This window comes from Flavobacterium sp. AC274 (genome assembly GCF_979258275.1).
Genome location: NZ_OZ409852.1, coordinates 2825269 through 2849417, shown reverse-complemented (window position 1 = coordinate 2849417; position 24149 = coordinate 2825269). Strand labels below are relative to the sequence as shown.

Genomic DNA, 24149 nt, shown 5'->3' with positions numbered 1-24149 from the left:
AGTGACAAATGGGTAACCACCTAAATGATATGGAACAGAAATTTGAACCAATAAAAGATTGCGCCCATAAAATATTAGCGATCAGCGATACAATGGATATTTTAAATGGGAAATGGAAAATGTCCATCGTTGCCTGCTTGTGCTATAAGCCAATGCGCTATTCCGAACTGCTGAATGAGGTTAAAGGTATTTCCGGCAAAGTGCTCAGCCGCGAATTGAAAGATCTGGAAATAAATGAGCTTATTGAGCGTAGAGTGTTAAGCACTGCGCCTGTTGCCGTCGAATATCGAATTACAGAGTACGGCAATTCGCTTAAAGAGCTCACTAATACAATAGCAGATTGGGGATTCATTCACAGAAAACGCATCATTAGCAGAATGAAAAAGGATTGAGCTGTTTATCACTACTGCAGGTTGCCGTTGTACATTCCTTCGTCAAAATGGACTGTATCTGTTTGTGTTATAAACAATACAATATCGCTTGTTTTAACAGCTTTCAAAAATCTATTAATTCGTCATCATCAACTAAATCACAGGTGTAACATAACATTTTTGAAATCATAATTTTACTTTTTAAAGAGGGTTAATCTCTATAAATTCAACATAAAAACTGTTATACGAATGACTAACCGTAAGCTTAGAATTAGAATGAAATTATAAAAGTTTACTTTTATTCTCTTAAAATATCAATATTATTTCCAATGTATTTTACAGAAATATTTGTCTCTGCTTTTTCGAGACCAACACCGTTTGATTCATTAACCCAAACGATATTAAATACCCTGTTTTCAATTAACCCATTAAAGATTTTGCCTTTTCGTTTTCCAATTGTAAGGGTTTGTTTTTGCTCATTCCATTCAAAAGGTATAATCGAAAAAGCTCCTTTCTCATAGTTGTAATTTACTTCTTCATCTTCATAAAGTTCAAACTTGCCATCTGATCCTGTATATATTCTAATTTCAAGATTTTCAGCAGGCTTTTCATTTGTGTACTGTATTTTTTCACCCATTGGAATTACAGAACCCGATTTTACATATAGAGGAATAATTGAAAGAGACGAAGCTGTTTGTATTGTTTGTCCGCCTTTATACTGTTTTCCCGTCCAAAAGTTAAACCATACTGATTGATTTTCTGGCAAGTAAACATCCCAGTTTTCCATACCTTCTGAAACAACTGGCGCCACAAGAAACGCAGATCCAAACATATACTCATATTTTTGTTGAAGTGCTTTTGTATCATTTGCAAAATCCATTATCAGTGGACGCATCAAGGTTCCGTTTTTAAATGTTATATCTGCTGCTTGGGAATAAATATACGGAAGCAAACGATAACGAAAGTTTAAATATTTTAAAGATTCGGCTTCTACTTTCTCACCATATCTCCAAAACTCAGTATTTGTTTCATATCCATGTATTCTTTGTAGCGGAGAGAATGTAGCCAACTGAAACCATCTTAAAAAACGTTCGTGAAATTTAGTATCCGTATATTGGCTTTTGTCCGGACGGAAAAATCCTCCTGCATCAAAAGTCCACCAAGGCAATCCTGTTATTGAATAATTTAATCCAGCAGTTAGCTGTCGACGTAGGGTTTCCCAATCGTTACCTACATCTCCAGTCCAAACAGCTGCTGCATAACGCTGTTGGCCTGAAAATCCGCTTCTGGTAAGAATAAAAACCCTTTTATCCGGAGCATCTTTACGAGAACCCTCATAAACTGTTTTTGTTACGTACATCGGATACACATTTCGCATTTGCTCTCCGGGAATTGTTCCGTTATTTATTTTTCTGTTTACCAAATCATCATTTTCCGGTTCAGTAGCATCCTGCCACCATGCATCAATTTCATAAGGTTTTAATAGTTTTTTACTAAAGTTTTTCCAATAATAATTTGCAGCATCAGGATTAAAAAAATCAACCCACTCTGTATTTGGGATATAGTATTTTTTGTTACTAAACTCTTTACCAAGAACACTTTCTTTATCAATTTTGGACCAAACGGAAAGCATTAGTCGCATATTCATTTGATGTAATTCTTTTACCATTGCAGACGGATCAGGATACATTTTTTCATCAAATTTCATCGAATTCCAACCGTATTTACCCCAATATTGCCAATCCTGAACAATTAAATCCATTGGCAATTTTTTCTCCCTGAATGCTCTGGCATTCTCAAGCAAATCATCTTGAGTAGTAAAACGTTCACGGCAATGAATATAGCCCAATGCCCATATGGGCATAAGCGGAGCCTGTCCTGTCAGATTACGATAGCTTGAAATAACCTCATCTGAATTTCCGGCAAAAACGACATAATCCAATCTATCAGCGACAGGTGACCTAAAGACTGTTTCATTTGTAACTCTACGATAATACACTACGGGGAGATCATTTTTTTCTCCAGTAACTGTAATCTCATGTTTACCCGCTGTTAGTTTAACCAATGTACTGGTTGTGGGCGGCAGCCAATGATTCTTAAAATTAAGAATCTCTTGACCATCAATTGTCAATTGCCATTTTCTGGCCATTTTTTGTCCCACATCCAGCAGAATAGCGTATTCATCTGTATCTTTAATAGTGAAATTTCCGGTAAAAACACCGTCCTGACGAGTTTCCTTTTGTGTTCCGTTAGTAGTCGTAACATCAACTGTTATCGCTTCCCCACTTATACCTGCAGGCTTTAATTTAACAATACTATCAGCAGGATTAAAATCAGTAAGACCATAATTATGCCATAGCAAACCATAACCTTTGCTTGACATTATAAATGGAATAGCAATTTGTGTATTCACTTGGGTTAGTCTTCTGGGTAATCCCTTAATATTTAAATATCCGTCCTGAAACTGACCTGTTCCAAAAATATATTCATCGGGTAAAGTGCTAAAACCTTGTTCAACAATTTGGCAAGATACACCTTGTACTGAACTTGGTTTCAAAATACGACTATCAGGTTTTTCGCTAAGAAAAACTTTTCCCTCATGGTCGCGATAAGACAATGATCCAGTCTTTTTATCTACTGCAATAATCATTTTTGATGTAGCAATTTCAATTAGTGAGTTGGATTCAGAAACCTTAAAATCAGGCACTTTAACTTTCGAAGTAAAAACTAATTCAGGAATTTGACTTTTCATTTCCAAGCCATACTGAATCCTTACGGTATTTTCGGTTAGAGGACTTAAATGCAGTTCACCTTTATCGAAAGCTATAATTACTTTATCTTTATATTTCTTATAGCTCTTAACCACTTGTCCAATACAAAATATTGGAATCAGGAAGATAAATAGAATGGTTATTTTTTTCATTTAATCTTTATCTAGAATTATAAAACAAAATCAATTTACATTATGATAAAATTTCCAAAGCATTCGCATAAGAAGCTTCTGGTTTTTGATTTGGAAAATATACTTCAAGAGAATTTGAATTCTGCTTGAATTTCAGTTTTTGTCCTGTACTAACTAGTCTAATCTGTCTTATTTCCTCTCTATGATGTTGGTTAGATTTACCCAGATTTTTAATAATTGCAGTACCGCTTTCCGGCCATGCCATTACAGTAGCATAAAGTATTTTATCTTTTTGAACAAAACGAATATCTTCTGATGTAAAGGGTTTTCCTTTTCCTTCATTAAAACCTTGAGCGGTTAAAGCTCCGGCGCTGCCTAGCTGAGGCCCTTCGCCAAATATTTTCCAAGGACGAGTACCATAAATACTTTTGCTATTTAGTTTCATCCAAACACCAATTTCTTTTACAATCTGTCGTTCTAATTCGTCGATACTTCCATCTCCTCTTACCGGAATATTAAGCATTAAATTCCCATTTTTACTTACTGCATCAATCAGGGTATGAATAACTGTTTTAGCTGACTTATATTGCTTCCTTTCGTAAACCCCACGATCATAATGCCAATTACCAAGACAAGTATCTGTCTGCCAAGGCAAAGGTTCAATATCATTACCTTGTCCTTTTTCGATATCCCAAACCAAGGCTTTTTTTTGCTGTGTATCTAATATTTTACCTGTGATTACCGCTTGAACGGTTTTATTTTTTTGGAGACTTTTGTTATACATGTGTGCCGCAATACGTAAACCTGCATCACTGACAGGCCACAATGGTAATGCGGTATCATCAAAATAAATCATATCAGGATTATATTTGTCAATCAAATCAATGGTTCGATCATAAAAATTCTCCATGTAAGCTTCGGAGGGCTTTGCTACTCCATTTCCCCAATTCCATTGGCCGTGTATCGCACCATTATCGGAGCTTCTTTCGCTTAATGGATGATTTTGGGCATATAATTCCTGAGGATCTAAACCTTCCCACCAAGTTCCTTTTCCATCGGCTTTAGTCAATTTTCCATCATAGGGCACTCCTGCTAAAGATCCATTTTTGTCAGAACGCTGAGCAGTTTCAAACCAAGTCCAGGCATGTGCTGCGTGAACACTAACAGCAAAAGGAAGACCTGCTTTGCGAGCGGCTTTTTCCCATCCTGCTATTATATCTTTTTTTGGACCTACTTTTGTCGAATTCCAATTCGGTTGATATTTACTATCATACAAATCCAAATTATCATGGTGATTCGCCATTGCCATAAAATATTTGGCACCCGAATCCTTATATAAATTAACCAGCTCTTCTGGATTCCAGTTATCTGCTTTCCAGACATTGATCACATCTTTAAAACCAAATTTTGAAGGATGACCGTATTTTTCAACATGATATTTATATTGCCAGGAATCTTCCTGATACATTCCTCTTGCGTACCAATCACCTGCTTCTGGCTCACATTGAGGTCCCCAATGCGCCCACATTCCAAATTTAGCATCACGAAACCAATCAGGCACTTGGTATTTTTCAAGCGAATCCCAAGTAGGTTCGAAAGGTCCTTTGAATGCAGAATTGTTAAAAATATTAATTTGTCCTAATAAAGGTGACAGGTAGAGTCCAGCCAGGGCTGTTGTGCCCAATTTTAAAGCATTTCGTCTGTTCATATTTTTATGATTTTATAATATTTTACATATTTCCGACTTCACCAATCATTAAAATAAGATCATAATTTAACATTATGACATATATTTAATATATAAATTTTATTATTAGTTTTTTTTATTATTAATTTTAAAACAATTAACAACAAATATATTAATCTATTTATATATAAATTTTATTCAAAAACGACCTTTTATTATTCAAAAGCGGTATTTTTTAATTATAATGTTATTATGTCCAACAATACTTTTAAATATTCTTTTTCATTATTACATATTGATTATGTAAAACTTAATCATAATTGGAATTATAATAGTGTGATTAGTCCCTATTATCGAATTTATTATATAGATGAAGGAAATGGATTTATTTCTGACAGTTCAACCCGTTGGGCTTTAGAGCCAGGTTACCTGTATCTTGTTCCCAGTTTTACAATTTGTAATCTAAGCTGTGAGGTCTTTTTGAGTCAGTATTTTATTCAGTTTTTCGAAGAATCTCCTGATGGAATTTCTTTGTTCAACAATAATAGAAAAGTAATAAAATTGGCTAGTACAGAACTTGATGTAGCACTCATAAAAAAAATGCTGCATAATAATCCTGGAAGAGGAATCAATAGATCAGACAATCCTAAAGTATATGAAAAAGAAGCTTTTTATAAAGAATACCGATCGCTAAATGATACAATGAAAACACATCTAAAGTTTGAAAACCATGGTATTCTTCTTCAATTAATTTCCAGATTTTTAAGCACAAAAGACTTTAGAACATTCAAACCCCAGGTTACATCTCCTAAAATATTAGATACGATGAGTTATGTACAGCTTAACATAAGCGAAAATATTACGGTTTCTCAGTTAGCCCGAAGAGTAAATCAGAATCAGGATTATTTTTCCAAACAATTTCTGACTCATACAGGACAAAGACCCATGAAATATATCCATGAAAAAAAAATTGAAAGAGCGCAATACCTCATCGCAACCAGTGATAAAACATTTTTGGAAATCGCTTTAGACACCGGATTCTCGAACTTGCCTCACTTTTCAAAAATATTCAAACAAATAGTGAGCCTGACTCCGGGAGAATATCGCCATCAGAATAATAAACCTTCTATGTAATTCTCTCCATATACATTCTATAAGGTCTTTTTTATTTTGTAAGTTGCTATTCTAGCAAAAAGATATTATTCACAATTAGACGAATCACATTATTTTAGTGATTGCCACAGTGGTATTTTAAAAACAAAAAAGCTAGTATTAATAAAAACCGTCGAATTTAGATTTGAATATCGATTTGATGTGGGAAACAGTTCCAGCATCAAACGTGTCTTATTTTATTTGTATTTGATAGAAATGTTTAAGATTCCGACGACTGATTTATTGGAAAAAAAACAGTAAAACCAACTCCGGCTCCTTTTACGGATTTAGCAACGATGGTTCCCAAATGTTTTTCGATAATTCTTTTGCAAAAAGCCATATCAATACTAATCTTATCAAACTGTTCTGTGCAGGATCTGAAATACCCTGGAGGAATCAGTAAGAAAACCTTCTCCATTATCCAGATAGGTTATTCAATTTTAGAAACGCGAAAAAACGTATCATGCAGCTTTGCATCCAGGTTTATAAAAAAAAGCATCTGTTTAATACAGATGCTTCTTTTATACATTTTGCAGGATATTAAAGCACAACTACATTTACTGCGTTAGGCCCTTTTTTTCCTTCTGTTACTTCATAACGCACTTCATCGTTTTCACGAATACTTTCTGAAAGACCTGAAGCGTGAACAAAGATTTCACTTCCGCCATTTTTTGGTGTTATAAATCCAAAACCTTTTTCTTCATTGAAGAATTTTACTGTACCTTCTTGCATATTAAATTATTTATAAAAGGATAAATCTAAGCATTTTAATTGTGTACAACTAAAAAGATACCAGATAATATTTAGGATATTGAAATTATATAATAATTTCAATAAATTATGTAAATATTGTAAATGAAACAAAATATAAATCTGGTTCAGGACTTAAGGTTCTAATCCTGTTCAATCTTACTAAAAAGGGGAGAAAAATTACTCGCTCATAATACAAAAGAGCCGTCCGGCAAGACAGCTCTTTTTAGTCTACAAATTCTATAACTAATTCAAATTTAAAGAAACATAAGATTTTCTTTTAGAGACTATTAAAATCAAAGTGAAGAATTGCCGTTCTTATAGTGGTAAAATGCTATTTTGAAGCATTCTGATCTGTTTTAGGCTGCATAACGACTTCGACTTTATCGGCATTTGGCAATACTTCAGCTGCGTATTTATTAATGTCTTTTATCGAAATAGATTTGATCAATTTCTCATATTCATTACTGCTTACGAATTTATCATTGGTTTTTAACTGATCAACGATCGTGTTCATCCAATAAGAATTTGACTTAATATTCTGCTGATTGCTTTTTATCAAATCTTCTTTTATGTCTGATAAATCTTTATCCGAAACGTCATTTTTTGTAATAATATCCAGTTCGTCATATACAATTTGAAGCAGTTTGCTGTCTTTTTCAGGATTACAATCAAAGCTTACGCGAAGTGAAAAAACCGGAGATGGATTCTTAGACAATGAACTCTGCGTTTGCACACCATAACTTCCGCCCTCGTCTTCTCTAATTTTATCTAAATAACGTTTGTCTAACAATTGAGAAAGCATATAAGCCATAATTTGGTTTTTCTCTGAAAATGCTGCATTTCTATTTTCCAGATGTACATAAATACTGGTTTTAGGAACGCTCATTTCTCTGATCAGTTTTTCTTTTACAAACCCTTTTGCTGTTCCAATTTTATGATCTATAAATTTTTCCTGAGTGTGATTTCCTGCTACATTTCCTAAATATTTATTGATTACTTCAAGGTCTTTTTCAGCAATATTTCCAACAAAAACAAAAGTAAAATCAGAAGCATTTGAAATACGCTCTTTATAAATTTTAGAAGCCTCATCAAATTTCAGTTCTCCAAGATTTTCTTTACTTAAAAGAAATGTTCGTTTGCTGTGATTAGTGTCTAACAAAGCAATCGTATCACCAAATATTTTACTATTGTTTTCCGTTACATTTTCAAGTGCATCGCCATAATAATCAATAATTCGTTTGTATGCCGTAGTTTCAAATCTTGGATTTTTAAAGTATAAATAAGTCAGTTCTAAAAGTGTTTCTAAATCTTTTTTAACGGCACTTCCGCTGAATCCTTCGTAATGTTCACCAATAAACGGACTCACTTTAACTGTTTTTCCTGAAAGCTGTTTTTGTAAATCTGTCACTTTAAAATCACCCAAGCCAGAGTTTTTGGCTAAAACCGTCGCAATCTGTGAAGACGGCAAATCTTTTTCGGGCAATAAAGAAATTCCACCCGGACTAAAAGCTGAAAAAAGAATCTGGTCCTGCGCCAAAGTTGTTGGGTAAATAATTACTTTGGCTCCATTATCTAAAATATATCCTTTTGCTTCTTTAATTCCTTTAATTTCAAATCTCTTAACAATTGGTTTCTCCGTAAGTTTATCTGTTACCAAAGCAGTATTTGCAACTGTTTCGGTATAAGGTTCTAACTTTTGCTCTTTTACTTTTTTTATTACCGTAGTATAATCTGTTTCTGTTGGATAGGTAACATTTTCTTTTTCTGGTCCTGAAACGGTTAAAACTTGATTTTTTTCTGTTGGAAGTGCACGAAACACTTTATTGATTTCATTTACGTCTACATTAGCCAAAGTCGTTTTTACAAACGCTGCTTCGTCTTCTAAACTCATTACAGGCGAAGCTTCTAAAAAGTAATTCTGCAATTGTGAAGCCCAGTTTTCATTACTGATCTTATCTTTATTTTTTAACTGATTTTCATAACCCGTGCGCATATTTTCTTTTACACGGTCCAGTTCTTCTTTTGTAAAACCATTTTGAATGGCTCGCTCATATTCTGTATAAGCCTGTTGAAAAGCTTCTAATAATCTTCCGTTTTTAGGATTTACCGTTAAAGTAAAAAAAGACGTTAAGCGTGTCAAACCAGAATAGCTCAAACCTGCTCCCAACAAAGCCGTTTCATTATTTACGGTATATTCTTTAAGACGATTATTCATCATTTGCAAAGCCAATTGTTCTGCAATACTATTTTCAAATGCTGCAAGATCCTGGACAAGCGGTTTATTCTTTTTAAAGTTTAATGAAATAGATGTTTTCTGCGCTTCCTTGTCTACAGCTAGTTTATACAACAATTTATCATTGTCGGGAATAGTCTCATAAGTTCGCTCTGCAGCATTTGAAGGCATCGGAATTGAACCCATTATTTTCTTCACCTTCTCTTCTATTTTTGCAGGATCAATATCTCCCACAATAATTACGGCCTGATGGTTTGGCAGATACCATTTTTTATAATAATCTCTCAGTTGTTTGTATTTGAAATGCTCGATAAGATCCATATCTCCCAAAACATCTCTTTTTCCGTATTTTGAACCGTTGTAAATGATAGGTTCCAATTGCGAACCAATTCTTAAATCGGCATTTCTTCTAGTACGCCATTCTTCGTGAATTACACCTCTTTCAGCATCGATCTCGGCATCTTTTAAAGATAAAAAACCAGACCAATCGTGTAAAACATATAAACACGAATCTAATAACGCCGGATTTTTAACCGGTACATTACTTAGATTATAAACTGTTTCATCATGCGCAGTATAAGCATTAATGTCACGCCCAAACGTTACACCGTGTTTTGCGAGCATATTGATAATGCCTTTCCCTTTAAAATGCTCCGTTCCGTTAAAAGCCATATGTTCCAGAAAATGCGCCAGACCATTTTGATTGTCATCTTCTAAAATGGCACCTACATTCTGAACAAAATAAAAATCGGCTCTGTCTTTGGGCCATTCGTTATGCAGAATAAAATATTGCATTCCGTTGTTTAAAGTGCCATGTACCACATCTTTCCGCAGTGGAATTGTAGTTTTAAACTGCGCTGAAACCTGAGTTAAACCCAGTATTATAAAATGCGCCAGAAATAGTTTTGCTTTCATTTTGGTTGATATTTTTGTTCTTCTTTGATTGATTTATTCTTGAATTGTAATTTGAAAATGGTATAGGAAATTCCTGCTGTTAATTTGAAAATTCCTGTTGAATCTTCAAATAACAGTTTTATTTGAACGCGGATGAAACTGATTCGCCTTGCGAAAACGCAGATTAAACGGATTTAATTTACAGAATAAGATCTGTGTTAATCAGTGTTTTCGCGATAGCGATCAGTAAAATCAGTGTCTATTTTTAAGCATAGCAAAGTGTTTTTTATATTACATCCAGTCTGGTTTTGCTTCACCTTTTAGATAATAATCAAAATACTGTTGCATTTTGATTGTCCAGTCTTTTTTGTTTGCGGCATCTTCAAGCGTATGTCCTTCTTTTTTGTAGTTCACCAATAAAGCAGTTTTCCCTAAACGACGAAGTGCAAAAAATAAGGATTGCCCTTCCTGATAAGGCACTGCGCGGTCATTATCATTATGAAAAATAAGTACGGGGGTTTTTATATTCTTAGCAGAAAAAATCGTGGAGTTTTTAATATACCCGTCCAGATTATCGTATAAAGAACTTCCCATACGGTATTGATCGGCTTCGTATTTAAACATAGTCGAAATACCATTTGATCGCATAACAGGATAATTGGCCGTAAAATTACTTACTCCGGAACCTACAATTGCACAGCTGAAAATATCTGATTTTGTTAATAAAAATGATGTTTCGTAACCGCCAAAACTATGTCCCTGAATACCAATTTTTCCTTTTTCGGTAATGCCTTCTGCAATTAGATATTGAACACCGCTGATTACGTCATTATAAACACTTTTTCCGGGATCTCCGTATGTGTAATGTACATCTGGCTGAAAAACAATATAACCCTGGCTCACTAATGTTGGAATATTGATGTTTGATGTACTAACCTCAGGGGCTTGATATACATTGAAATCTTCCGTATGTTTTTCGTAAAAATGAACGATAACCGGATATGTTTTTTTACTGTCGTAATTGTCCGGAAGGTAAAGATTACCTTGATTTTCTTTTCCGCTAAAGCTTTTCCAGGTCAATACTTTTGAAGTTCCCCAAGCATATTCTTTTTGCTGCGGATTGATATCGGTAATTTTTTGCTGAGATCCAAAACCAGCCGTTGCCCACCATAAATCCGGGAAAATAGTATAACTTTCTTTCGCAAAAAGTAGGCTTGAATCATCTCCTGAAACAGTTTCAATTTTTACATTATAATCGGGATTTGCAAATACTTTTGTTATAGAATTGTTATTGGCTAATTTGTAAACTCCTTTGGATTTATGCACGATATCAAAACCTATTAAAGTAATTGACTTTCTATTGTCTAAATCGCCGATAAAACCATTTTCGTTATAACGAAGTTTTATATTGTTTTTTCTTCCATATCCCTGCGTTATAGAATAAGCCTTTTTTTGATTGGTAAGATCAATTGCCCATAAATCAAACTCATCATAGAGAACAACTGTATTTCCGTTGTTTAACCACCCTGCGATTCCGAAAGCTGTATTAGCAGATTTCATATCTACATTGTCATCAGAAACTGGATAAGAAATTTGCGAACTTATGTTTTTAAACTGCATGGTATCGCTGTCAAAAACAGTCCAGACTTTTTCTTTTTCATCATAAAAAACAGCAAAACTTCCCTGCGGATTCCAGGATATAGCGCCAAAAACTCCTGTCAGCACTTTAGTAGATTTTCCAGTTGAAACATCAATCCAATAAATATCATTGCGTTCGTTAAAAGTCCAGTCTACTTCTATTGTGTATGGTTTTTTATCAATTGCAAAAATGTCTTTAAAATTACCGGATTCTGGAATAATTACCTGATCAAATTCGCCAATTGAAGCCACTTTAACGACTTTGTTATTTTTGATATCGTAAATAAACTTTGGCTCGCTTGGAAGTGTTTTTGAATTTCGCAGCATTTCTTGTCTGCGCTCCATACTTCCCTGATTAGATCTCCAAATTTCAATATTTGATCTGGCAATCTGGGTATTTTCCTGACGCTTATTAGAATTTACTACCAATACAATGAAATTGCTGTCTTCATTTAATCCGTAAGCTGTTTTTGAAATTGAAAAGTCAGGGTCGTTTAACACAATATCATCATAATTGAACACTGGTTTTGTTGAATTATTAGTCAGATTAAAATAATATACCAAATTAAAATCGGTGCTGTTACTGCCTTTTAACGTAAAAGTACCGCCATCTTGTTTTTCATTTAATTGAAAATCACCAAAATCAGCTGCTTTTCCGCTGTAAACAGTTTCTTGTTTACCGCCTGGGATTCCGTGTTTTAAATAAGCTTTGTCTTTTTCTATTTGAACATATACAATCGCCTGGTTTTTTAAAAAGCGAGATGATTTTATGTTGCTTATAGAAATACTGTCGTTACTTTCTAAATTGTAAAAAACCACACGCTGTAGAAAAAATCTCCTTTAACAGCTTCCGGACGTGAATAGTACAAGAAATCTGTTCCGTCAAGAGCATTGGTATAATGCTTGCTTTTCCAAAAAATTTTACACCTGTTTTTAGATTTTGCAAAAGCGTGCTGTCATTTTTGCTGTACTGAATCCAGTCTTTTTTTCCAATGAATTTTAAATCACTGATATCATTCAGCATCAAGCGTTTTCCTTTTGAAGCTTCCTGAATTATGGCCTGTTTTTTATTTTCCTTTTCTTCATCCTGAAAAACGGTGCTGTAAGAAATCCATTTACCATTGTATGACAAAGATTTACTGTTTATTCTTTGCCATGATTGATAAGCCGATTCGTCGACCGTTTTTTTCTGTGCAGATAAACTATGTACACTCAGCGCGAGTGTACATAGTAAAAGTATATTTTTCATATTTTTTTGATTTTCAAAAAGAAATTACTCTTTCTTTAAAGCATTAATCACTTCTGTAAGTTCATCAACAAGCTGACCCGGATTTCCTGAATATCCTTCGGAAGTAAAACGAATCTGCCCGTTTTTGATCACCACTTTTCTTGGAATTCCGCTTGATTTAAAGATCGCTGCGTATTTAGAAAACGATTCGTTATTCGTTCCGCCGCCTTTTTTAATTAAATCAAAATAAGTATCCATTTTTAATCCTTTTTCTTTTAAGTAAGCCAATGCTTCTTTTTTGTATCCTTCTTTGGTTTCCTGTGTACTGATAAAATAAACCTCAACTTGTTTGTCTTCTTTGAAGTTGTTTACCAATTGCTGCATTGCCGGAAATGCTTTTTTACAAGGTCCGCACCAAGTCGCCCAAAAATCAATTACGATAATTTTTCCACTGTCCAAAGCCAACTGTTTTGCTTTTCCGTCTGCTGTCTGTACTTTAATTGCAGGCGCAGGAACCGGATTCATTAAAGCAATTTTTTCTTCAGACTTGTTTTCTTTTTTCAACTGCTCTAAATAAGCAGGAAAATCAGCTTCTTTTTTTCCTTCTTTTAAATACGTTTCTTTTAATTTAGCAGTTAACGCTTCTGATAAAGTATTGTTTTTTGCTGCATTTTTTAAAACTTCGACAGTCGGTTTGTTTAAGGCTTCTAAGGCTCTTACATGAATGTCGTTTATACTTGCTTTTTCGTAACGTTTTGCAAATGGCAGCAATTCAAAAGTTTCTAAAACTTCTTTGTATTTTTTCAGCATGTCGTACATACGAATCTGAATCACTAATTGATCGTTAAGCCTATCTTTAGCATTTTCATTTGCCTGATTTGGAGACCAGTAAATTCCCTGCATGTATGATAAGTCATTTACTTTTTGCTGCATCAGTTTAATCATAGGCACAGCCATTGTTTCTATAACCGCAGGATCAACCACTTTTAAATACAACGCTTTAGATATATTCTGATGATAAGCATCGTTTAGATTAGCAAAATTCATAGTTGGAATTAAAGCTAAAATACTGTTGTAATCTTTGGTTTCAAAATAATAGCCAAATTGCGTTTTTACAATATTATCATAGAAGTACTTTTGAGAATCTGGCACATCAGAAGTGTATGGGAAATCAGTTAAAAATTGCGTTATAACTTTGTTTTTCTCTGCAGCATCTGCAATTGGCATAATTTTTTGATACGCTTTAAATCTTTGAAAAGCGCCTTTCGGAAATTGTTTTTGGATTACAGTTTCAAGAGAATCTGATTTTGCCTGATCTTTTAGCTCAAATTTGTATAAATTGTAAACTTTTAGAAAAACTTCTTCAGGCTGGCCGTTCATTTTCCTTGTAAAATCTCCTAAAAAATGATGCCCTAATGCATCAAATTTTTCTGGTTTCTGAACCTTTAGTACTTTAATATACGTATCAATAAATTTCGGGAAATTGTTACCCTGATCTGCTACTTCTTTTTTTAACCAATATTCCGTAGCATCTCCGTCTATCGTAAAGTCTTTAAAATAACCGCCAAATTCAGAATTGAAATCCTTGTTTCTAAAAGTTGCCCAGGCTAAATCTGCTCCCGGCATTTTTACTTTTGGCTCCTTAAAAACAACCAAAAGATAACCAGTGTCTTGTCCAGTATCTGTAACTAAACCGTTCTCAGTATTTCCATAAAATTTGAAAGCCATAAAGCCGCAGTTTTTTGGAACGGTGTATTCTACATTCCAAACTGCGCCGTTTTTCTTCATTTTAAGATCCTCGATTTCCCATCTGTAATCATTAAAAACGTAGGCATAACCATTGATTTCTTTGATGTTTTCTAAAGGTCCGCCTTTTGCATCATAAGTCATTTTTAAAGCCATTCCCGGAATCGGAACATCTGCCATTCCTTGTAATCTGGACTTAACTTCCTGAGCGGAAATCTGTATAGTAAAGGCGCAGAACGCCAATACCAAAAATTTGATATTCATTATTTTTTTTAACATTGTTGCTATTTTTAGTTCCCCAACTCTGGGTTTAAATCAATATAATTTTGATTGATTGGAAATACATATCCGTCGCTATTAGGTTCCAAATTATAAGTCTGTCCCTTAAAAACTCTGGTATATGTTTTTTGATAAAGGGGATCCAGATTTAATCTTCGCTGATCAAACCAACGGAAACCTCTGCCTATAAATTCTTTTTGTCTTTCAATCAGCGCCAGGTCCAGAGCCTCTTTACTTGTTCCGGCAGAAACCTGGTAAACTGTACCCGATTTGTAACGTTTTTCTCTTACGATATTCAAGTTATCAATTGCTTCTTGTGTTTGTCCTAATCGGGCGTAACACTCGGCAGAAATTAAATACATTTCCGGCACCGATACTCCAACGTTAATTCCGTTAGTATAACTATATCTGGTCATACCAAATCCTCTACCTGTGTAAGTAGGAAAAAAATTGCTGCCTGCTATTGTATAATAATTGTAACGCAAATCATTGCTGTCAAAACTATTTAATAAATCATTTGATAAAGGAGATCCGTCATAAGTAGTCAACAAGGTTTTTGAGAATATAACTTCGGGATTCTGAACCAAAACGGGATAACTGTATGCAGTAGCTAATCCTTTAAAATCTATCAAACCGTTTTGCAAAGCCAAAGCTTTTTGTGCATTATCCAGACTTAATTGGTAAGAGCCCATATAAAGATAAGTTCTTGCCAATAAAGCATAAACCGCTTTTTTTGACGGCAGGACATTAAATGGCGCTGCATCCTGAATATCATTATCCAAAGCACTGTTTAAATCTGAGATAATCTGATCGTAAACCTGACCCACGGTACTTCTGTCTAATTTTGAAAATAATTCGGGTTTTAATAACAATGGAACTGCTTTTGCAGAATTATCTGAAGCCGGATCAAATTGCGGGCCATAGGTATTTACCAGTTGTAAATACGCAAACGCTCTGTGAACAAAAGCTTCAGCATAAATTTCTTTTTTTCTGCGTCACTTCCGTCCTGACTTCCCATTACTCCGTCAATAATTACGTTGCTGTAATAAATAGCCTTATATAAACCGTTCCAGTCTGAGTCACCCTGAGACGGATCGTATATTTTGTCCTGCCAGGTATAAGCATTAGACCAAATAGTCGAAACGCTATTTTGGTAGGTTGTTGGAAATTCTGCATCGGCGCTCGCAAGCAGATAAATTCCTCCTGCAACAGTCATGCTTTCATAATTGTTCGCCAAACCTCTGTAATCAGATGTATATTTTAAGATTCTGTTGTTCCCAACGGGTTCTACTTCGACATAATCTCTACAAGAGTTTAATAAAAGTACCGGCAGGAAAATATATAGTGTGAATTTTAGCAATTTCATAAAATCTATTTTTTAAAATTAAAAACTACAATTAAACTGTAAAGTATAATTACGCTGTGGTGCAAGTGTATTATAGTTATTATTTGATAAATATTGAGGATCAATACCCTGGTCATTTTTAACCCATAATAAACCTAAATTTCTCGCTGCAAAATTGAAGCTTAACGACTTTATAAAAGTTTTTGCCAGCCATTCTGAAGGAACATTATACCCTAATGATATTTGCTGTAATCGAATATTATCTGCAGGCAGCACATTGATATCGGCCATTTGATAACGATTTAAACTATTAAAACTAATATTAGTTAATCCCGGAACATTGGTAACAGCTTCGTCTCCGGCTTGTCTCCAACGATCTGCAATAAGTTCGTCTTTTGCGACAGCACCATATTGAGCACCAGAATAAGTAGGATAGTTTTGTAAAACTGTGTTTCTAAATACATGCCCCATGAAATACGTAACCTGAACACCCAATGTGAAATTATGATACGAGAAATCATTCATTAACCCACCAAAATACGGCGCAACAGTAGTTCCCATATATTTCAGGTCATCCGGAGAAACATTCGCGATACCCTGAGAAGCATTTATAATTGTACCATCTTTTTTAGAAACGGTAGATTGTCCTGTTTCATCCAGACCAGCCCACTTATAAGCGTACAGGTATCCTATTGTTTCACCCAATATCGGACTTGAACCAAAATACTGGTTTGTAGATGTAGCCTTAAAACGAGAATCTGTTACTTCGTTGGTATTATAGGCAAAATTGAAATTACTGTTCCATTTGAAACCTTTGTTAATAATAAGTCCTCCAATATTTACATCAACTCCGTGTCCTTCAAGTGTTCCTGTATTGTAATTTAAATAAGACCAGCCATAGGTTGGATTATAAGGTATATTGGTTAAAATATCTTTTGATTTTTTGTAATAAAGATCAACACTTCCGCGTAAGCGATTATTAAAAACGCCATAATCTAAACCAAAATTAAGAGTCGATGTTGTTTCCCATTTAATTTCAGGATTTTCCGGTAATGAAATAGAAGCTGTTGGCAATTGTGTATTAAAATCAATAGATCCAACCGAAATGATAGCACTTTGACTTCCGAATCCTCCGCCGGGTGCACTTCCCGATTTACCATACGTAACTCTTGCCGATAAATTGTCTAGCCAGCTTACTTCTCTTAAGAAAAATTCTTTATTAATATCCCATTTACTTCCCACGGACCATAATGGTAATGCTCTGTTTTTTCTGGAAGCTCCAAGTAAATTATAATCATCAAAACGTACACTTCCAGATATGTGGTATCTGTTCATAAAATCATAAGACCCTAATCCGTAATATGATAAATAACGGTCTCTGTATTTACTGATGCTATTGTCTGAAGTTCCAATGTAAGTCTGCCAACCGTAAATTGTAGTATAATATGTTGTAGGGTTTACAGATTGTGATGAATTTGTATCGGTATTATAGCCATAATATCTTTGGCTTGATCCTTCCCTACGCTCTTCTCTGATTTCTGAACCGGCTAAAAAGTGCAATCCATTATTTTCATTGAAATTCTTATTGATATTCATTTGAAAACGCATGCTTTGAGATTCATTAGATGTAGTCATATTATACAAATATGCTCCAACTGGTATACCATAAACCAATTTGCCGGCAGTATCTACTGAGGTCGCTTCATTGATCATATTTCGAACATAATAACTGTCCTGCTCGCTCAAAGATTTGGTTTTGTTGCCAATTGAAGTGTACATTCCAGATGCTTCAAAATTTAACCAACTGTTTACTGTAGCTGTTAAACTGGCATTCAGTCTTATGTTGGCTCCTTTTGTAATTACATTGGAATAATTTAATTCGTCAAGATAATTATAAGACCATGGCAGATATCCTTGGCTTTCAAATCCTTTTGCAACTTCTGGTCTGAAAAGAATATAACGGTCAACACCATTTCCATTTTCATCGGCAATCATATCATAAGGGCGCAATGCGGTTGATGAAACATTGGATAAGGCTTCATTGGCAACGGTATTGGCCTGAAAACTGGAAGAAACGTAATTTATTCCTGTGTTTAATTTTAAAAAGCTTTTCAGCTGAAAGGAATTATTTAAAGTCACGTTGTATGATTTCGATTGATTACCTCTCATGGCTGCCTCATCTTTATTATACCCCAAAGACAAGTAATAGGTGCTTTTTTCACTTCCGCCGCTTACAGACAAATCATATTGCGTGGTTAATGAGTTTCTTAATAAATATCTGCCAATCTGATCCAGATTATCATTTTGCGAAAGCTTATTTAGCAATTGATCTCTCTCTGATATTGAAATTGTTCCTCTTTTTGCTGAAACATAATTTCCTGAGCAGCACTTGGATTTTTACCTTGCCAATTGCTGATATCGTCTGCTGCAAATCCGCCATCAACCAAATCTTTTTCATAGTCAATATACTGCGCTGTATTCATGACACGCAATTTGCTCAAATCGATTTTATCACCTACTGTAGTTGTTGTGCTAAAATTGATTGTAGGCTCTGCTTTTTTACCTTTTTTTGTTACTATAACAATTACACCATTGGCAGCACGAGAACCCCAGATAGAAGCTGCAGCGGCGTCTTTTAAAACTGTAATACTCTCTACATCGTCCGGATTAATGTAACTTAAGATCGATTGTCCGGGAACTCCTCTTTTGCTTAAATAGAAATCACTTATAGGCTGAGGAAAACCATCGATAACGATAAGTGGAGAATTTGCTCCATAACTATTTGTTCCTCTAATGGCTATATTACCTGTTCTTGGATCTACACTTACCCCTGCCATTTTTCCTTCCAGTCTCGATGCAATATCTACTGTAGGGACTTGTGCAAGTTCTTTTGCACCAATAACTTCAAAAGCTCCTGTTACTCTTTCTTTAGGAATATCGGTGTAACCGTTTGAGGCTACTACTTCAACTCCTGTTAACTCGGTAACATCAAGACTTAAAATAACTTTTATATTTCTTTGATTGTTAATGGCAATTGTTCTTGGTTTATAACCTAAATATTCAAAACGAAGTGAATCATTGGCTGCTAAAGTTACTCGGAAATCACCTTTTTCACGGGTAATATCCCAGGCTTGTTTTCCTACTACTATAACATTAACACCAACTAACGGATTTCCTGTTTTATCGGTAACAATTCCTGTAACTTCATATTCTTCTTGTACTTGTTGCTGCGTTTTTTTATTTTTCTTTATAACAATTTGTTTGTCAATAATAGTATAAGTTAACCCTGTATTATACAAAGCCGTGTCTAAAATTTCAGGAACGGTAGCGTATTGATTAATACTTACTTTTTTAACAGAAGATAATAAATCATCATTGTAAAAAAATACGTAATCGCTTTTTTGCTGAATCGTTGTAAAAAGTGTTTGCAAAGAAGCTCCCTGAACCTTTACTGAGATTTCATTTTGTGCTTTGGCAACGTTGGCGTAGATACTGGTTAATCCTAAATACAGAACTAAAATGAATACTCTCATAAATAAAATAAAAGTAAGGTTGATGATTTTTTTAGGCAATAGAGAGCCTATATCATGATTTTTATTCATAATTTTGTTTTAGTTTATCGATAATTGCAAGTGCAATTAAAATTTTACATAAGCCAAGAGATGTTCGAGCATCTTTTGGTTTTTTTTGGTCTGGTTAGATTATTTTATTCTCAGGTTTTATCTTACATCATAGGCACTCACAATTTATAGTCATTAATAATTAGTTAATAGTTATTTCCCTGGTTTCAGCATTATAAAAGAACTCAAAACCTGTTGTGGCTTCTAATGTTTTGACCACTTTATCTAAATCATCATTAAGTTTGAAAGCCCCGGAATAGGTTTCGGTCTGGCTTACTTTTTTATTCATGACAAAATCAACATTATAATAGCGTGTTAGTTTATCTAATACTAATGGAAGTTTTTCCTGTGAAAATTCATAATATCCTTTTCTCCATGAAAATAAAGGCTCCACATTCTGAACAGTGGTTTTAATCGTTTGCTGTTTTTTATCTAAAGCCGCAATCATTCCCGGTTTAAGAATGCCTTGAAGTGTATCATTATTAAAAAAGCCTTTTTTAGCATAAACCACCTGCACTTTTCCTCTTAATAATGCAGTTGTAACTTTTGCATCTTTGGCATAACAGCTTACGTTAAACAATGTTCCTAATACACGTACACTATAATTGTTCGCTGCTTTTACAAAAAATGGTTTTGCTGCATTGTGCGCCACATCAAAAATTCCTTCTCCTTCCAGAAATACCTCTCTTGTATCTTTATCAAAAGAAGTAGGATAAATCAATTTAGAACCAGAATTCAGCCACACCAAAGTTCCGTCGGCCAGACTAAGCTGCGCTCTTTTCCCATAAGGAACCAAAACCGTATTGTATTGGGCTTCGAGAGATTTTGTTTGTTTTATCTGCTTATTATTGACCTTAACTTTATTTCCTGATGCATCATAAGCAATCGTTGAGCTGTCACCAACTGTTACAGATTCCTGATTGGATAATACCAGCTTGATTTCATCACTTTTTTCAAAAGCAATTCGGTCAGTCTTATTGCTGTTTGCAAATTGTTCAATCGGACTTATTTCATTTTGTTCTTTTTTAGATACAACTGTAATAAGTCCAAGACCTACAAAAACTACTGCAGCAACGCTCCACGAAAGTATACGAAGTTTTTTTCTTCTGGTTTGCTGTTTTTCAAACGCAATGCTCTCCGCAATTCTGGCTTTTAAATCAGCTTTATCTTTTTTTGGTAAAATTTTGAAATTTGGGTACAAAATATTTTTCTTTTAGATTCTCTATATTGCTATAAGAATCAAAAGGCAAAAACATAGACAAAAAAAATAACGTTTTTTTAAAGTTTTTTTAAAGCTTAGTTCGAATCTCTTTTAATGATCTGTAAATCAATGTTCTACAAGATTCTAAGCTAATTTCTAAAGTAGAAGAAATTTCCTCATAAGATAAATCTTCACTAAATCTAAGGTGAAGAGCGTAACGCTGTTTTTTGGTCAGAGAAGATAAGGCCAATGCTAAACTGGCATTCTTATTTAAGGCAGTTTCGCTAAAGATCAATTCATCTTCTGCTGAATCTGTTCTGTAAGCATCTTCTGAAACAATATCCAGACGCAAGGTTTTGGATTGTGATTTTAGTTTTTTGAAAATATCGTTTTGAAGTATTTTGAAAAGATAGGATTTAACCACTACATCTGCTGCAATTGTAGTGCGGTAACGATGAAGATCAACAAAAATATCATGTATGGCATCTTGCACTAAAGCCTGGTCATTAGTGTATTGCATTCCAAATGTAAAGAGTGCATTTATATACCGATCATATAATTGATGATAAGCATGAACATCTCCCTTTTTTATTTGGTGCCATAAATCAATATCTCTTTTTTCATTCTCCATTGAGATTTTCCTGCCTTTAAGGGTTCTTTTCAGCACAAAACTAAAGAATTTAAAAAATTATCAATAGAAATTTCATTTTTATTTCAACCTTTGCAACTTTTTCCGAAATAAGAAAAAATAATACTACATTTTAACACTCTAACCCATAATCTGAAAATTTATAATTTTGCTTATTTTAGTTCTTTTAAGACAATATTAAAACAAAAAAAAGATGAGCATTACTGCTCATCTTTAAATTATTCTTTGTTAGTATTTATCATAGAATAGACTATTCAATTAATATCTTTTTGGTTGTTGTAGTTGAATTTTGAGAAATCGTAGCCAAATATAAACCTCTGGCAAGTTTGGTTCTAATAACCTGATTCGTATTAGATTTTAGATTTTTTGTTTCATATAATAACTTACCTTCTGTAGAGTATATAGCCAGAGAATAATCTTCATCTGATTGTGAAGTGAAATAAATATTAAACATTCCGCCCTTTGATGGATTAGGATATACCTCGACATCAGTATCTATTTTAATATTATTTATTAAAATATTTTTCTCATCTACACTTTTTGAAGTATTTCCTATTTTATTGAACTTAAATAATTGACATGCAGTCCCGTAATATTCCCAAAGCTGAAGATTTGCTGTGCCATCCATATTACAATTAGAAATGTCCCAACTTTTTGATGTATTTATGGCTGATTTTATACTATAATAACCATTACCCACATCGGTTACTAACCATTTTTGAGCATCATTGCTATAATTTTCCCAAAGTCTTATCGCTTTTCCATTTGTTGGATCTGCGCTGTCAAGATCTATTACACGTCCTGTAGAACTTGCATTTGATTTAAAACGCCAATAGCCATTTCCGGCATCAATAGCAATCCATTGTTGTGCTGTTCCCCCTGATCTGTCCCAAGGACGAATTACAGTGCCATTTGCATTAGTCCCATATTTAAGATCTATTACTTTATTTGAATTTGTTTTAAATTCAATTTCATAAACACCATTGTTTACTAGCGAAGTACTGCTACTACAGTTTTGCGATGGTATATTGTTATTTGCATATACAGAGAACCACTGCTTAGTTGGTGCGGCACAAGATTCCCAATCGTTGTTGAAAGCAGTTGTAACATTATATGGATCTGCCTTAGTTATCAACCCTTCTGGTGCAAGTAAATTCCAACTACAATTTCCGGTAGCATCAATTCTGCCTTTCAGATTAAGACCAAAGCCGCTTGTTGTACCAGTACCCCATGTTTCGTCCCCACTAGGCGACCAATCTGTTTCTGTTATCATAATAGGCGCTACGTTTGCAATCGGTTGCACGTTAGCATTCCAGGCATTATTAAAACTAGTGGTATTTTCTGCATTAGCTCCCCAATATCCCGGATAAACATGAACAGCATAACCTATATTACCTCCTGTTATCAAATGGTTTGGATATCCTTGGTAATGAGATTGATACCCTGTTCCTGGTATCCAACAAACATTATTTGCACCATTAGCCTTAATTCTATTTACTAAATCCTGAAAGTAATTATGTAAAGCGGCAAAATGCTCATCACCTGTTGCACCCCAATTTCCATTTGTCCCAAGTATTTCTATAGGTTCATTGGCTATTTCAAACATAACATTATCTACATTCTTTAAACTTGGATGGCTCGATAGAAATTGCCATACGGTTCTTAAATAATTATGGTAATTGTCCCCATAAGCAATTCGATTAGGACATACGCCAGGAGGACGAAGGACAACATAAAGCCCTCTGCTTCTGGCATGATTAATTAAAGGGATTATAACTTGATTTACGTAAGTTACTAATCTATTGTAATCAAAGCATGCGATGTCATTTTCTCCTGCAGAACAGCCGGGTTTATTGGTCCAGTAAGGGTCAATATGAAGTCTTATATAATTTAATTTCCATCCGTTATTTGTGTCTGTGAGCGCATCCATAACTGCATTGTTATAATTGAGACAACCCTGAACATTATAATTATCCCAACGGCATTGATTATACGAGCATCCATTAAACCAGGGACTTGGTGTTATGGCAACGCCATGCAGCAAAACGTTTTTTCCGCAAGGATCCTTTAAATTTTTGCCTTCAATATGCAGAGGAGGCAGTGGCATTCCCGGCCATGCAAATAATTGTATTAGGGGAATAAACACTAAAAATAGAAAAAGTAATTTTTTAAATCTTTTCATAATATAAATGGTTTAGTTAATAAAATACACTCACTTTGAGTAAGTTTTTTACTGCTAATTTAACAATAAACATTTTAAAAACAACCGATTGTGTAATTTATTCTTTTTTGACTCTTTCTAAATCATAATTGATTAAAATCTCGATACTTAATTTTATTTTGGCTCAAAAACCAGAACAGGAAATATTCGGGAAAATAATATGTAGCTAAAAACAAAATCACTAAATTAGATTGAATCATTATTTGTTGACATTATAAAAGAAAGTTGTT

17 protein-coding genes are annotated in these 24149 nt (G+C 34.1%); 2 read left to right on the top strand and 15 right to left on the bottom strand.

Annotated elements, in window-relative coordinates; translation table 11 throughout:
- Positions 1–29 precede the first annotated feature (29 nt).
- Entirely contained in the window at positions 30–392 is a 363-nt protein-coding gene (locus tag ACZZZT_RS12835; RefSeq protein ID WP_073398083.1) for a winged helix-turn-helix transcriptional regulator, read from the top strand.
- A gap of 277 nt (positions 393–669) precedes the next feature.
- On the opposite strand, the gene ACZZZT_RS12830 is transcribed toward ACZZZT_RS12835, so the two are convergent.
- Both ACZZZT_RS12830 and ACZZZT_RS12825 read right to left on the bottom strand, forming a co-directional pair.
- A complete protein-coding gene (locus tag ACZZZT_RS12830) occupies positions 670–3294 on the bottom strand; it encodes a glycoside hydrolase family 31 protein (protein WP_463460667.1) in 2625 nt (874 codons plus the stop codon).
- 40 nt (positions 3295–3334) lie between these two features.
- Positions 3335–4981 (bottom strand): alpha-L-fucosidase, encoded by a 1647-nt coding sequence (locus tag ACZZZT_RS12825; RefSeq protein WP_463460666.1) that lies wholly within the window; start codon positions 4979–4981, stop codon positions 3335–3337.
- Between the two features lie 231 nt (positions 4982–5212).
- Here ACZZZT_RS12825 and ACZZZT_RS12820 point away from each other — a divergent pair, with 231 nt between their 5' ends.
- Entirely contained in the window at positions 5213–6094 is an 882-nt protein-coding gene (locus ACZZZT_RS12820; protein WP_463460665.1) for a helix-turn-helix domain-containing protein, read from the top strand.
- Between the two features lie 238 nt (positions 6095–6332).
- Here ACZZZT_RS12820 and ACZZZT_RS12815 read toward each other — a convergent pair whose 3' ends face one another.
- The 13 genes from ACZZZT_RS12815 to ACZZZT_RS12755 form a co-directional block, all read right to left on the bottom strand.
- The gene (locus ACZZZT_RS12815; protein ID WP_463460664.1) at positions 6333–6530 is read right to left on the bottom strand and encodes a hypothetical protein; all 198 of its coding nucleotides are present in this window, start codon (positions 6528–6530) and stop codon (positions 6333–6335) included.
- 122 nt (positions 6531–6652) lie between these two features.
- Entirely contained in the window at positions 6653–6844 is a 192-nt protein-coding gene (locus ACZZZT_RS12810) for a cold-shock protein (RefSeq protein ID WP_042562756.1), read from the bottom strand.
- A 352-nt stretch (positions 6845–7196) separates the two neighbouring features.
- Positions 7197–10013, bottom strand: a complete 2817-nt coding sequence (locus tag ACZZZT_RS12805) for a M16 family metallopeptidase (RefSeq protein ID WP_463460663.1) — start codon at positions 10011–10013, stop codon at positions 7197–7199.
- Between the two features lie 270 nt (positions 10014–10283).
- A complete protein-coding gene (locus ACZZZT_RS12800; protein WP_463460662.1) occupies positions 10284–12449 on the bottom strand; it encodes an alpha/beta hydrolase family protein in 2166 nt (721 codons plus the stop codon).
- A complete protein-coding gene (locus ACZZZT_RS12795; RefSeq protein WP_463460661.1) occupies positions 12424–12879 on the bottom strand; it encodes a hypothetical protein in 456 nt (151 codons plus the stop codon). The genes ACZZZT_RS12800 and ACZZZT_RS12795 overlap by 26 nt, the downstream gene beginning before the upstream one ends.
- 24 nt (positions 12880–12903) lie before the next feature.
- Positions 12904–14883 (bottom strand): TlpA family protein disulfide reductase, encoded by a 1980-nt coding sequence (locus ACZZZT_RS12790; protein WP_463460660.1) that lies wholly within the window; start codon positions 14881–14883, stop codon positions 12904–12906.
- Between the two features lie 11 nt (positions 14884–14894).
- Positions 14895–15818 (bottom strand): RagB/SusD family nutrient uptake outer membrane protein, encoded by a 924-nt coding sequence (locus tag ACZZZT_RS12785; RefSeq protein WP_463462426.1) that lies wholly within the window; start codon positions 15816–15818, stop codon positions 14895–14897.
- Positions 15812–16249, bottom strand: coding sequence for a RagB/SusD family nutrient uptake outer membrane protein (locus ACZZZT_RS12780; RefSeq protein ID WP_463460659.1), 438 nt, complete (start codon positions 16247–16249; stop codon positions 15812–15814). Before ACZZZT_RS12780 ends, ACZZZT_RS12785 begins: the two co-directional genes overlap by 7 nt.
- An 18-nt stretch (positions 16250–16267) precedes the next feature.
- Complete coding sequence (locus ACZZZT_RS12775; RefSeq protein ID WP_463460658.1) at positions 16268–18553, bottom strand: SusC/RagA family TonB-linked outer membrane protein; 2286 nt, start codon at positions 18551–18553, stop codon at positions 16268–16270.
- A complete protein-coding gene (locus ACZZZT_RS12770; protein WP_463460657.1) occupies positions 18547–19830 on the bottom strand; it encodes an STN domain-containing protein in 1284 nt (427 codons plus the stop codon). The genes ACZZZT_RS12775 and ACZZZT_RS12770 overlap by 7 nt, the downstream gene beginning before the upstream one ends.
- A 160-nt stretch (positions 19831–19990) precedes the next feature.
- Positions 19991–21049, bottom strand: a complete 1059-nt coding sequence (locus ACZZZT_RS12765) for a FecR family protein (RefSeq protein WP_463460656.1) — start codon at positions 21047–21049, stop codon at positions 19991–19993.
- 88 nt (positions 21050–21137) lie between these two features.
- Positions 21138–21680: an RNA polymerase sigma factor gene (locus tag ACZZZT_RS12760; protein ID WP_073397975.1), complete on the bottom strand. Its 543-nt coding sequence runs from the start codon at positions 21678–21680 to the stop codon at positions 21138–21140.
- Positions 21681–21948: 268 nt separating this feature from the next.
- The gene (locus ACZZZT_RS12755) at positions 21949–23880 is read right to left on the bottom strand and encodes an RICIN domain-containing protein (protein ID WP_463460655.1); all 1932 of its coding nucleotides are present in this window, start codon (positions 23878–23880) and stop codon (positions 21949–21951) included.
- Positions 23881–24149 lie beyond the last annotated feature (269 nt).

Excerpts from the sequence above, each read along its gene's own strand:
- ACZZZT_RS12835 (WP_073398083.1), top strand. The coding sequence starts at position 30 with ATGGAACAGAAATTTGAACCAATAAAAGATTGCGCCCATAAAATATTA.
- ACZZZT_RS12830 (WP_463460667.1), bottom strand. The coding sequence starts at position 3,294 with ATGAAAAAAATAACCATTCTATTTATCTTCCTGATTCCAATATTTTGT.
- ACZZZT_RS12825 (WP_463460666.1), bottom strand. The coding sequence starts at position 4,981 with ATGAACAGACGAAATGCTTTAAAATTGGGCACAACAGCCCTGGCTGGA.
- ACZZZT_RS12820 (WP_463460665.1), top strand. The coding sequence starts at position 5,213 with ATGTCCAACAATACTTTTAAATATTCTTTTTCATTATTACATATTGAT.
- ACZZZT_RS12815 (WP_463460664.1), bottom strand. The coding sequence starts at position 6,530 with ATGGAGAAGGTTTTCTTACTGATTCCTCCAGGGTATTTCAGATCCTGC.
- ACZZZT_RS12810 (WP_042562756.1), bottom strand. The coding sequence starts at position 6,844 with ATGCAAGAAGGTACAGTAAAATTCTTCAATGAAGAAAAAGGTTTTGGA.
- ACZZZT_RS12805 (WP_463460663.1), bottom strand. The coding sequence starts at position 10,013 with ATGAAAGCAAAACTATTTCTGGCGCATTTTATAATACTGGGTTTAACT.
- ACZZZT_RS12795 (WP_463460661.1), bottom strand. The coding sequence starts at position 12,879 with ATGAAAAATATACTTTTACTATGTACACTCGCGCTGAGTGTACATAGT.
- ACZZZT_RS12790 (WP_463460660.1), bottom strand. The coding sequence starts at position 14,883 with ATGTTAAAAAAAATAATGAATATCAAATTTTTGGTATTGGCGTTCTGC.
- ACZZZT_RS12780 (WP_463460659.1), bottom strand. The coding sequence starts at position 16,249 with ATGAAATTGCTAAAATTCACACTATATATTTTCCTGCCGGTACTTTTA.
- ACZZZT_RS12770 (WP_463460657.1), bottom strand. The coding sequence starts at position 19,830 with ATGAATAAAAATCATGATATAGGCTCTCTATTGCCTAAAAAAATCATC.
- ACZZZT_RS12760 (WP_073397975.1), bottom strand. The coding sequence starts at position 21,680 with ATGGAGAATGAAAAAAGAGATATTGATTTATGGCACCAAATAAAAAAG.
- ACZZZT_RS12755 (WP_463460655.1), bottom strand. The coding sequence starts at position 23,880 with ATGAAAAGATTTAAAAAATTACTTTTTCTATTTTTAGTGTTTATTCCC.